The 11973-nt window shown below is 54.4% G+C and carries 5 protein-coding genes, 2 tRNA genes, 3 rRNA genes and 1 pseudogene; 3 read left to right on the forward strand and 8 right to left on the reverse strand.

Annotated features, from left to right (window positions below; all coding sequences use genetic code 11):
* Positions 1 to 133: 133 nt before the first annotated feature.
* The 6 genes from rrf to tyrS all read right to left on the reverse strand — a co-directional run bounded on the left by rrf (position 134) and on the right by tyrS (position 7037).
* Positions 134 to 249: ribosomal RNA gene (rrf, locus tag AB4N76_RS11025) — 5S ribosomal RNA — on the reverse strand.
* 151 nt (positions 250 to 400) lie between these two features.
* Positions 401 to 3292 (reverse strand): 23S ribosomal RNA (locus AB4N76_RS11030).
* Positions 3293 to 3541: 249 nt separating this feature from the next.
* Positions 3542 to 3617 (reverse strand) — tRNA-Ala (locus AB4N76_RS11035).
* Positions 3618 to 3647: 30 nt separating this feature from the next.
* Positions 3648 to 3724, reverse strand: a tRNA-Ile gene (locus AB4N76_RS11040).
* Positions 3725 to 3805: 81 nt separating this feature from the next.
* Positions 3806 to 5342 (reverse strand): 16S ribosomal RNA (locus tag AB4N76_RS11045).
* The 16S, 23S and 5S rRNA genes sit together here with 2 tRNA genes alongside, the layout of an rRNA operon.
* Positions 5343 to 5837: 495 nt before the next feature.
* Positions 5838 to 7037: a tyrosine--tRNA ligase gene (gene tyrS / locus AB4N76_RS11050; RefSeq protein ID WP_046030055.1), complete on the reverse strand. Its 1200-nt coding sequence runs from the start codon at positions 7035 to 7037 to the stop codon at positions 5838 to 5840.
* A gap of 211 nt (positions 7038 to 7248) precedes the next feature.
* Between tyrS and AB4N76_RS11055 the strand changes: the two are divergent.
* Positions 7249 to 8660, forward strand: a pseudogene (locus AB4N76_RS11055) (peptidoglycan DD-metalloendopeptidase family protein).
* Positions 8661 to 8663: 3 nt separating this feature from the next.
* Entirely contained in the window at positions 8664 to 9755 is a 1092-nt protein-coding gene (locus AB4N76_RS11060; RefSeq protein ID WP_046030051.1) for an anhydro-N-acetylmuramic acid kinase, read from the forward strand.
* Positions 9756 to 9823: 68 nt separating this feature from the next.
* Here AB4N76_RS11060 and erpA read toward each other — a convergent pair whose 3' ends face one another.
* Both erpA and argC read right to left on the reverse strand, forming a co-directional pair.
* The gene (gene erpA, locus AB4N76_RS11065; RefSeq protein ID WP_007947969.1) at positions 9824 to 10174 is read right to left on the reverse strand and encodes an iron-sulfur cluster insertion protein ErpA; all 351 of its coding nucleotides are present in this window, start codon (positions 10172 to 10174) and stop codon (positions 9824 to 9826) included.
* A gap of 168 nt (positions 10175 to 10342) precedes the next feature.
* The gene (gene argC, locus AB4N76_RS11070) at positions 10343 to 11377 is read right to left on the reverse strand and encodes an N-acetyl-gamma-glutamyl-phosphate reductase (RefSeq protein ID WP_460164459.1); all 1035 of its coding nucleotides are present in this window, start codon (positions 11375 to 11377) and stop codon (positions 10343 to 10345) included.
* Between the two features lie 135 nt (positions 11378 to 11512).
* Here argC and hemJ point away from each other — a divergent pair, with 135 nt between their 5' ends.
* A complete protein-coding gene (gene hemJ, locus AB4N76_RS11075) occupies positions 11513 to 11944 on the forward strand; it encodes a protoporphyrinogen oxidase HemJ (RefSeq protein WP_460164460.1) in 432 nt (143 codons plus the stop codon).
* Positions 11945 to 11973: the final 29 nt, after the last annotated feature.

Below are 11973 nucleotides of genomic sequence, written 5' to 3' on the forward strand. Positions count from 1 at the left end.
GTAAGTTTCGCCTCACAATGAGGCCCGCATGATAGCCATGCCCCGAGCCGTTGCATAGAAACCCGACAGGCCTGGTTTTCTGCAGACAAAACAAAACCCCAACTGCTTTCGCAATTGGGGTTTCGGAATTTAATCTTGACGATGACCTACTCTCACATGGGGAAACCCCACACTACCATCGGCGATGCATCGTTTCACTGCTGAGTTCGGGATGGGATCAGGTGGTTCCAATGCTCTATGGTCGTCAAGAAATTCGGGTACCGAGTCGTGGCCAGCTGGCCGCGCTTCAGCAAATTGGGTATGCGATAGTTGGGTGTTTTGTGAGTATCTCGAACTTTCGGTTCGTTTCGTCTTCACACACCGCAATCTGGCCTTTCGACGCAAATTGCTTGGGTGTTATATGGTCAAGCCTCACGGGCAATTAGTATTGGTTAGCTCAACGCCTCACAGCGCTTACACACCCAACCTATCAACGTCGTAGTCTTCGACGGCCCTTCAGGGGACTCAAGGTCCCAGTGAGATCTCATCTTGAGGCTAGTTTCCCGCTTAGATGCTTTCAGCGGTTATCTATTCCGAACATAGCTACCCGGCAATGCCACTGGCGTGACAACCGGAACACCAGAGGTTCGTCCACTCCGGTCCTCTCGTACTAGGAGCAGCCCCTCTCAAATCTCAAACGTCCACGGCAGATAGGGACCGAACTGTCTCACGACGTTCTAAACCCAGCTCGCGTACCACTTTAAATGGCGAACAGCCATACCCTTGGGACCGGCTTCAGCCCCAGGATGTGATGAGCCGACATCGAGGTGCCAAACACCGCCGTCGATATGAACTCTTGGGCGGTATCAGCCTGTTATCCCCGGAGTACCTTTTATCCGTTGAGCGATGGCCCTTCCATACAGAACCACCGGATCACTAAGACCTACTTTCGTACCTGCTCGACGTGTCTGTCTCGCAGTCAAGCGCGCTTTTGCCTTTATACTCTACGACCGATTTCCGACCGGTCTGAGCGCACCTTCGTACTCCTCCGTTACTCTTTAGGAGGAGACCGCCCCAGTCAAACTACCCACCATACACTGTCCTCGATCCGGATAACGGACCTGAGTTAGAACCTCAAAGTTGCCAGGGTGGTATTTCAAGGTTGGCTCCACGCGAACTGGCGTCCACGCTTCAAAGCCTCCCACCTATCCTACACAAGCAAATTCAAAGTCCAGTGCAAAGCTATAGTAAAGGTTCACGGGGTCTTTCCGTCTAGCCGCGGATACACTGCATCTTCACAGCGATTTCAATTTCACTGAGTCTCGGGTGGAGACAGCGCCGCCATCGTTACGCCATTCGTGCAGGTCGGAACTTACCCGACAAGGAATTTCGCTACCTTAGGACCGTTATAGTTACGGCCGCCGTTTACCGGGGCTTCGATCAAGAGCTTCGCGTTAGCTAACCCCATCAATTAACCTTCCGGCACCGGGCAGGCGTCACACCCTATACGTCCACTTTCGTGTTTGCAGAGTGCTGTGTTTTTAATAAACAGTCGCAGCGGCCTGGTATCTTCGACCGGCATGGGCTTACGCAGTAAATGCTTCACCCTCACCGGCGCACCTTCTCCCGAAGTTACGGTGCCATTTTGCCTAGTTCCTTCACCCGAGTTCTCTCAAGCGCCTTGGTATTCTCTACCCAACCACCTGTGTCGGTTTGGGGTACGGTTCCTGGTTACCTGAAGCTTAGAAGCTTTTCTTGGAAGCATGGCATCAACCACTTCGTGTACTAAAAGTACACTCGTCATCAGCTCTCGGCCTTAGAATCCCGGATTTACCTAAGATTCCAGCCTACCACCTTAAACTTGGACAACCAACGCCAAGCTGGCCTAGCCTTCTCCGTCCCTCCATCGCAATAACCAGAAGTACAGGAATATTAACCTGTTTTCCATCGACTACGCTTTTCAGCCTCGCCTTAGGGACCGACTAACCCTGCGTCGATTAACGTTGCGCAGGAAACCTTGGTCTTTCGGCGTGGGTGTTTTCACACCCATTGTCGTTACTCATGTCAGCATTCGCACTTCTGATACCTCCAGCAAGCTTCTCAACTCACCTTCACAGGCTTACAGAACGCTCCTCTACCGCATCACCTAAGTGATACCCGTAGCTTCGGTGTATGGTTTGAGCCCCGTTACATCTTCCGCGCAGGCCGACTCGACTAGTGAGCTATTACGCTTTCTTTAAAGGGTGGCTGCTTCTAAGCCAACCTCCTAGCTGTCTAAGCCTTCCCACATCGTTTCCCACTTAACCATAACTTTGGGACCTTAGCTGACGGTCTGGGTTGTTTCCCTTTTCACGACGGACGTTAGCACCCGCCGTGTGTCTCCCATGCTCGGCACTTGTAGGTATTCGGAGTTTGCATCGGTTTGGTAAGTCGGGATGACCCCCTAGCCGAAACAGTGCTCTACCCCCTACAGTGATACATGAGGCGCTACCTAAATAGCTTTCGAGGAGAACCAGCTATCTCCGAGCTTGATTAGCCTTTCACTCCGATCCACAGGTCATCCGCTAACTTTTCAACGGTAGTCGGTTCGGTCCTCCAGTTAGTGTTACCCAACCTTCAACCTGCCCATGGATAGATCGCCCGGTTTCGGGTCTATTCCCAGCGACTAGACGCCCTATTAAGACTCGCTTTCGCTACGCCTCCCCTATTCGGTTAAGCTCGCCACTGAAAATAAGTCGCTGACCCATTATACAAAAGGTACGCAGTCACCCAACAAAGTGGGCTCCCACTGCTTGTACGCATACGGTTTCAGGATCTATTTCACTCCCCCTCTCCGGGGTTCTTTTCGCCTTTCCCTCACGGTACTAGTTCACTATCGGTCAGTCAGTAGTATTTAGCCTTGGAGGATGGTCCCCCCATATTCAGACAAAGTTTCTCGTGCTCCGTCCTACTCGATTTCATGACCAAGAGATTTTCGCGTACAGGGCTATCACCCACTATGGCCGCACTTTCCAGAGCGTTCCGCTAATCTCAAAGCCACTTAAGGGCTAGTCCCCGTTCGCTCGCCACTACTAAGGGAATCTCGGTTGATTTCTTTTCCTCAGGGTACTTAGATGTTTCAGTTCCCCTGGTTCGCCTCTTGCACCTATGTATTCAGTACAAGATAACCATCTTATGATGGCTGGGTTCCCCCATTCAGACATCTCCGGATCAAAGTCTGTTTGCCGACTCCCCGAAGCTTTTCGCAGGCTACCACGTCTTTCATCGCCTCTGACTGCCAAGGCATCCACCGTATGCGCTTCTTCACTTGACCATATAACCCCAAGCAATCTGGTTATACTGTGAAGACGACATTCGCCGAAAATTCGATAATACTCAATTAAGAGCAACTCACAAATTTTACCTTAGCCTGATCCGTTACCAGTGAAAGTAACGTTCAGTCTATCTTTCTATCACATACCCAAATTTTTAAAGAACGAACTAGTCAAAGACTAGAAATCAACATTCACCATCTCAACGATGGAATGCTCATTTCTAAGCTTTCAAACTTCAGAAGCAGTAGTGGTGGAGCCAAACGGGATCGAACCGTTGACCTCCTGCGTGCAAGGCAGGCGCTCTCCCAGCTGAGCTATGGCCCCGTATTTCTACAGGCGTTTCCCACACAAAATTGGTGGGTCTGGGCAGATTCGAACTGCCGACCTCACCCTTATCAGGGGTGCGCTCTAACCAACTGAGCTACAGACCCAATTTCGGGCTGCTTCTTTCGTCTTCTTCAATGAATCAAGCAATTCGTGTGGGAACTTATGGAGCAGCTGATGTCGTCGATTAAGGAGGTGATCCAGCCGCAGGTTCCCCTACGGCTACCTTGTTACGACTTCACCCCAGTCATGAATCACACCGTGGTAACCGTCCTCCCGAAGGTTAGACTAGCTACTTCTGGTGCAACCCACTCCCATGGTGTGACGGGCGGTGTGTACAAGGCCCGGGAACGTATTCACCGCGACATTCTGATTCGCGATTACTAGCGATTCCGACTTCACGCAGTCGAGTTGCAGACTGCGATCCGGACTACGATCGGTTTTCTGGGATTAGCTCCACCTCGCGGCTTGGCAACCCTCTGTACCGACCATTGTAGCACGTGTGTAGCCCAGGCCGTAAGGGCCATGATGACTTGACGTCATCCCCACCTTCCTCCGGTTTGTCACCGGCAGTCTCCTTAGAGTGCCCACCATAACGTGCTGGTAACTAAGGACAAGGGTTGCGCTCGTTACGGGACTTAACCCAACATCTCACGACACGAGCTGACGACAGCCATGCAGCACCTGTCTCAATGTTCCCGAAGGCACCGATCCATCTCTGGAAAGTTCATTGGATGTCAAGGCCTGGTAAGGTTCTTCGCGTTGCTTCGAATTAAACCACATGCTCCACCGCTTGTGCGGGCCCCCGTCAATTCATTTGAGTTTTAACCTTGCGGCCGTACTCCCCAGGCGGTCAACTTAATGCGTTAGCTGCGCCACTAAGAGCTCAAGGCTCCCAACGGCTAGTTGACATCGTTTACGGCGTGGACTACCAGGGTATCTAATCCTGTTTGCTCCCCACGCTTTCGCACCTCAGTGTCAGTATCAGTCCAGGTGGTCGCCTTCGCCACTGGTGTTCCTTCCTATATCTACGCATTTCACCGCTACACAGGAAATTCCACCACCCTCTACCATACTCTAGCTCGACAGTTTTGAATGCAGTTCCCAGGTTGAGCCCGGGGATTTCACATCCAACTTAACGAACCACCTACGCGCGCTTTACGCCCAGTAATTCCGATTAACGCTTGCACCCTCTGTATTACCGCGGCTGCTGGCACAGAGTTAGCCGGTGCTTATTCTGTCGGTAACGTCAAAATTGCAACGTATTAGGTTACAACCCTTCCTCCCAACTTAAAGTGCTTTACAATCCGAAGACCTTCTTCACACACGCGGCATGGCTGGATCAGGCTTTCGCCCATTGTCCAATATTCCCCACTGCTGCCTCCCGTAGGAGTCTGGACCGTGTCTCAGTTCCAGTGTGACTGATCATCCTCTCAGACCAGTTACGGATCGTCGCCTTGGTGAGCCATTACCTCACCAACTAGCTAATCCGACCTAGGCTCATCTGATAGCGCAAGGCCCGAAGGTCCCCTGCTTTCTCCCGTAGGACGTATGCGGTATTAGCGTCCGTTTCCGAACGTTATCCCCCACTACCAGGCAGATTCCTAGGCATTACTCACCCGTCCGCCGCTCTCAAGAGAAGCAAGCTTCTCTCTACCGCTCGACTTGCATGTGTTAGGCCTGCCGCCAGCGTTCAATCTGAGCCATGATCAAACTCTTCAGTTCAAACATCTTTGGGTTTTTAAGAAACCCTAAACTTGGCTCAGCAATCGTTGGTTACATCTTTGATTTCTCGCGGAGTAACTTGTGATGCTGATAATCTTGTTGACTATCAGTCTGACTCCACAAGCACCCACACGAATTGCTTGATTCAGTTGTTAAAGAGCGGTTGGTTAAGATCTTTCGTCTCAACCGAGGCGCGCATTCTACAGCAGCCTCTGTTGCTGTCAAGCGGTTATTTTCAGAAGTTTTCAAAGTTTCCTTTGTAACTTCAACCACTTGCGCTTCCGATCACTCGGTAGCGGGAGGCGAATTCTACAGCGTTACACGCTGCTGTCAACACCTCTTTTTCAACTCCTTTCGGACTTCGATGAACTGAAGCCACTCACTGCCGAAAACTGCGTAACTCTTTGTTTACCAAGGAGTTTTCCGTTTCGACTGCGCCGGAAGTGGGGCGAATTATAGACATCCTGAATCTGCCGTCAAGCACTGATTTCGGCTTTATTCGGATTTGAGCGTAATACGCGCAAATGCCTTCTTGCCGGCCTGACAAACGTGCGTCGCGCCCAGTACGTATATAAAGGTGCGATCGACCACCTCACCATCAATACGCACACCGCCGGAACCCAACAGGTCACGCGCCACTGCCGAGTTCTTCACCAGCCCGGCCTTATTAAGGACAGCCGCAATCGGCATATCTTCGGCAGCAGTCAGCTCGATCTCTGGCAGATCATCCGGAAGCTCGCCCTCTTTCATACGATTGCCCGCCCCGCGGTGAGCATTGGCCGCAGCCTCTTCACCATGGAACCGCGCAACGATTTCTTCGGCCAGCTTGATCTTGATGTCGCGCGGGTTCGCGCCAGCCTCGACATCAGCACGGAATGCATTGATCTCATCCATGGAGCGGAAGCTGAGCAATTCGAAATAGCGCCACATCAACGCATCCGGAATCGAAACCAGCTTGCTATACATGACACCCGGCGCTTCCTGAATACCGACGTAGTTGCCCAAGGACTTGGACATCTTCTTCACGCCATCCAGCCCTTCGAGCAACGGCATCGTCAGAATGCACTGAGGATCCTGACCATAACCACGCTGCAGCTCACGCCCCATCAACAGGTTGAACTTCTGATCAGTGCCGCCCAGCTCAATATCCGCGCGCAAAGCGACCGAGTCATAACCCTGAACCAGCGGATAAAGGAACTCGTGAATGGCGATTGGCTGATTAGTTGTGTAGCGCTTATCGAAATCGTCGCGCTCGAGCATGCGGGCAACGGTGTACTGCGACGTCAGGCGAATGAAGTCCGCCGGCCCCATCTGGTCCATCCAGGTGGAGTTGAACGCAACTTCGGTCTTCGCCGGATCAAGAATCTTGAAGACCTGAGTCTTGTAGGTCTCGGCATTCTCGAGAACCTGCTCACGGGTGAGCGGCGGACGCGTCGCGCTCTTGCCGCTCGGATCACCGATCATCCCGGTGAAGTCACCTATAAGGAAGATCACCTGATGCCCCAGCTCCTGGAACTGGCGCAGCTTATTAATAAGCACGGTATGACCCAGGTGCAAATCCGGTGCAGTCGGATCGAAGCCTGCCTTAATACGTAGCGGCTGGCCACGCTTGAGCTTTTCGATCAGCTCGGACTCGACCAACAGTTCTTCTGCACCACGTTTAATCAGCGCTAGCTGCTCTTCAACCGACTTCATAACAGACCCGCAAGGCTCGAATTCAAAGGGGACCAACCATACAAGATCACGCGTCAAATACAAAGTTTGGCCGGCGCAATGACGCCAATCCGCTGGCAGAGTGTCCGCGGACTTGCTTCAGAGATGATTTGGTTATATTTTATACAGTTATTTCATCTTCATCATGTCATTCATCTTTTCCAATTCATCTTTTTCAAAGTCAAAATTACTTATGACCCAAGAATCGTCTAAAGCGCCGCCGCTTTACCCGAAGACCCACCTGCTCGCAGCAAGCGGCATCGCCGCTCTCCTGAGCCTGGCGCTTCTGGTATTTCCTTCCAGTGATGTTGAAGCAAAAAAGACCACCCTGAGTCTCGAACTGGAAAGCCCTGCTGAACAACTGTCACAAGATCAAGACGCTGCTGACGCCGCTCAAGCCACAAATGAGCCAGTAACCTCCCCTTTGCGCAGATCGATAACAGCGCTGAAGAACCACAGGAAACCGCGCAGGCCGCGCCCGCAGTCGAAGAAAAGAAGTCTGCGAACCACAGGGAAGTGATTGTCTCCAAAGGCGATACGCTCTCCACCCTGTTTGAGAAAGTCGGCCTCCCAGCCACCTCGGTGCACGATGTCCTGGCCAGCGACAAACAAGCCAAGCAATTCAGCCAACTCAAACACGGCCAGAAGCTCGAGTTCGAACTGACCCCCGAAGGCCAACTGACCAGCCTGCACAGCAAACTCAGCGACCTCGAAAGCATCACCCTGACCAGGCATGACAAGGGTTATGCGTTCAACCGCATCACTGCAAAACCCACCACGCGTTCCGCCTATGTTCATGGCGTGATCAACAGTTCGCTGTCGCAATCCGCCGCTCGCGCCGGTTTGTCCCACAGCCTGACGATGGATATGGCCAGTGTATTTGGATACGACGTCGACTTCGCCCAGGATATTCGCCAGGGTGACGAGTTCGATGTGATCTACGAACAGAAAGTCGTCAACGGCAAGGCTGTCGGCAATGGCCCGATCCTTTCCGCACGTTTCACCAACCGCGGCAAGACTTACACCGCCGTGCGTTACATCAACAAACAAGGCAACAGCAGCTACTACACCGCTGACGGCAACAGCATGCGCAAAGCGTTCATCCGCACCCCGGTCGACTTTGCCCGCATCAGCTCGAAATTCTCCATGGGGCGCAAGCACCCGATCCTGAACAAGATTCGCGCCCACAAAGGCGTCGATTACGCAGCACCACGCGGCACGCCAATCAAGGCGGCTGGCGACGGCAAAGTATTGCTGGCGGGTCGCCGCGGCGGCTACGGCAATACCGTGGTCCTCCAACATGGCAATACCTACACCACGCTCTACGGCCACATGCAAGGCTTCGCCAAAGGTGTGAAGACTGGCGGCACGGTGAAACAGGGCCAGGTGATTGGCTATATCGGCACCACCGGCCTCTCCACTGGCCCGCATTTGCACTACGAATTCCAGGTCAATGGCGTGCACGTCGATCCACTGGGCCAGAAACTGCCAATGGCCGATCCGATTGCCAAGGCGGAACGCGCACGCTTCCTCGCCCAAAGCCAGCCACTGATGGCGCGCATGGAACAGGAAAAAGCCACTCTGCTGGCTTCGAGCAAGCGTTAAGCCATGGCTCTCTATATAGGTGTGATGTCCGGGACCAGCCTTGATGGCCTGGACATCGCGCTGATCGAGCAAGCCCCGGCGATCAGATTGATCGCCACGCACTACATTCCGATGCCCGAAACCCTGCGCACCGAGCTGCTCGGCTTGTGCGCCAGCGGCCCGGACGAGATAGCCCGTTCAGCCATCACCCAACAAAACTGGGTAAAACTGGCTGCCCAGGGTGTACAAACCCTCCTTGATCAACAACACCTTAAGCCCGAAGACATTCGTGCGATTGGCAGCCATGGCCAGACCATTCGCCACGAACCGGCACGCGGCTTCACCGTGCAAATCGGCAACCCTGCCCTGCTGACCGAGTTGACAGGCATTACCGTAGTCAGCGACTTCCGCAGTCGCGACGTGGCCGCAGGTGGACAAGGCGCGCCGCTAGTCCCGGCATTCCACGAAGCCTTGTTTGAAGAACGCGCCGGCAATCGCGCCGTATTGAATATTGGTGGATTCAGCAACCTCAGCCTGATCGAACCCGGCAAACCCGTTGCGGGTTTCGACTGCGGTCCGGGTAACGTATTGCTGGATGCATGGATTCACCAGCAGCGCGGCGACAACTTTGATAGGGATGGCCAATGGGCCGCCAACGGCAAAGTCGAACCGTCACTGCTGAATGAGCTGCTCAGTGATCCCTTCTTCGTGACCAAAGGCCCGAAAAGCACCGGCCGCGAAGTGTTCAACCTGCCATGGCTGACACAACACCTCTCGAAGCTACCGACTTTTGCCGCCGAAGACGTGCAAGCAACCCTGCTCGAACTGACCGCGCTGACGATCATCGAGTCACTGCAACACGCCCAGGCGGACACTCAAGAACTGCTGGTCTGCGGCGGCGGCGCGCACAACACCACGCTGATGAAGCGCTTGGCCAACCTGTTGCCCAACGCCAAAGTCAGCAGCACCGCCGCTTACGGCGTGGACCCGGACTGGGTCGAAGCCATGGCCTTCGCCTGGCTGGCCCATTGCTGCCTCGAAGGCATCGCCGCCAATCGCCCTAGCGTCACTGGCGCTCGAGGCCTGCGCGTTCTGGGAGCCATTTACCCGGCGTAAACGCCAGAAAGCAAAACGCCGCACAACCCATCAGGTTCTGCGGCGTTTTGCATTGTGTGCAGGTGCAATCAGATCGAGAACGAAGACCCACAGCCACAAGTCGTGCTGGCGTTCGGGTTCTTGATCACGAAGCGCGAGCCTTCCAGACCTTCCTGATAATCCACCTCGGCACCGGCCAGGTACTGGAAGCTCATCGGGTCTACGACCAGACTCACGCCTTCGCGCTCGACGATGGTGTCGTCATCGGCCACTTCTTCATCGAAGGTAAAGCCGTACTGAAAACCTGAACAACCGCCGCCCGTAACGAATACGCGCAGTTTCAAGCGATCATTCCCCTCTTCATCGACCAGGCTCTTCACTTTGTGCGCGGCACCGTGGGTGAATTGCAAAGCCGTGGGGGTGAAGGATTCGACGCTCATGCTGACTATCTCCCGGCGTTACGCCGTCATATTGCGTGATGACGCGCATTATCCGCTTCTCCTAGAAAAGCGGTCAACTATTGTTACGGTATATCAATCGAACCCATTGCTCGCCCGGAATGCAAAAAGGCCCGTCAGACGGGCCTTTTTGCTGCGCAAGATAAAGCGTTACGGCAACATGCCGGCGTGGGACAGGCCCAGACGCTCATCCAGACCGAACAGGATGTTCATGTTCTGCACCGCCTGACCCGACGCACCTTTGACCAGGTTGTCGATCACCGACAATACCACCACCAGATCACCATCCTGTGGACGATGCACCGCAATTCGGCACACGTTGGCGCCGCGCACGCTGCGGGTTTCCGGATGGCTGCCGGCCGGCATTACGTCGACGAACGGTTCGTTGGCATAGCGCTTTTCAAACAACGCTTGCAGATCCACCGAGCGATCCACGACGGTCGCGTAAAGCGTCGAGTGAATGCCGCGAATCATTGGCGTCAGGTGCGGAACGAACGTCAGACCGACGTCCTTGCCCGCCGCGCGACGCAGCCCTTGGCGGATTTCCGGCAAGTGACGGTGACCTTTGACTGAGTAGGCTTTCATGCTTTCCGACGTCTCGGAGTACAGCGATCCTACAGAGGCGCCACGCCCGGCACCGCTGACGCCGGATTTGCAGTCAGCAATCAGGTGAGCGGTATCCGCCAGACCGGCTTCGAGCAACGGCAGGAAACCCAATTGCGTAGCGGTCGGGTAGCAACCCGGCACTGCAATCAGGCGAGCCTTCTTGATTTGTTCGCGATTGACTTCCGGCAGGCCGTAGACCGCTTCGTCCAGCAAATCTGGCGCACCGTGCGGCTGGCCGTACCACTTGGCCCATTCTGCGGCATCTTGCAGGCGGAAATCCGCCGACAGGTCGATGACCTTGGTCCCGGCCGCCAGCAACTCACCCGCCAGGGCATGGGCTACACCGTGAGGCGTTGCAAAGAACACCACATCACAGGCACCCAGGGTCTTGATGTCCGGAACACTGAACGCCAGGCCGTCGTAGTGACCTCGCAGGTTCGGGTACATGTCGGCGACGGCCAGGCCAGCCTCGGATCGGGAAGTGATGACAACCACTTCAGCTTGCGGATGCTGTGCCAACAGACGCAGCAGTTCGACACCGGTGTAACCCGTGCCGCCGACGATACCGACCTTGACCATAAACCTGCCCTCAACGAACCCACTGGAAAGCCGTCGATAATAGGGGCCGCGCGCGTCTGCGACAACCGTCAAGGTGACGTGCGGACGCTCAAGCCTCTACTATTCCGGCTACCGTGAATCCTGGAATAACTAAAAATGCTTTATCTGTGGCTCAAAGCGCTTCACATCGTCAGCATCGTTTGCTGGTTTGCAGGGCTGTTTTACCTGCCACGCCTGTTCGTCTATCACGCGCAGAGCGAAGACACCGTCAGCAAGGAACGCTTCAGCGTCATGGAGCGCAAGCTGTACCGGGGCATCATGGGCCCGTCGATGATCGCTACGCTGATTTTCGGCGGCTGGTTGATCAGCCTCAACCCCAGCGCCTATTTCAGCCAGGGTGGCTGGATGCACGCCAAGTTGGCGTTGGTGGTTTTTCTGATCGGTTACCACCACATGTGCGGCGCGCAGGTGAAACGTTTTGCCCGTGGCGAAAACACCCGAAGCCATGTCTTTTATCGCTGGCTCAATGAAGTCCCGGTTCTGATATTGCTGACAATCGTAATTCTGGTCGTGGTTCGGCCGTTCTAATCTCAACAAACATCATTCACCGGGGTACT

This window comes from Pseudomonas sp. S2_F03 (genome assembly GCF_054668335.1).

Coding starts and splice junctions, on each gene's coding strand:
- tyrS (WP_046030055.1), bottom strand. CDS start 7,037: ATGAAGTCGGTTGAAGAGCAGCTAGCGCTGATTAAACGTGGTGCAGAA.
- AB4N76_RS11060 (WP_046030051.1), top strand. CDS start 8,664: ATGGCTCTCTATATAGGTGTGATGTCCGGGACCAGCCTTGATGGCCTG.
- erpA (WP_007947969.1), bottom strand. CDS start 10,174: ATGAGCGTCGAATCCTTCACCCCCACGGCTTTGCAATTCACCCACGGT.
- argC (WP_460164459.1), bottom strand. CDS start 11,377: ATGGTCAAGGTCGGTATCGTCGGCGGCACGGGTTACACCGGTGTCGAA.
- hemJ (WP_460164460.1), top strand. CDS start 11,513: ATGCTTTATCTGTGGCTCAAAGCGCTTCACATCGTCAGCATCGTTTGC.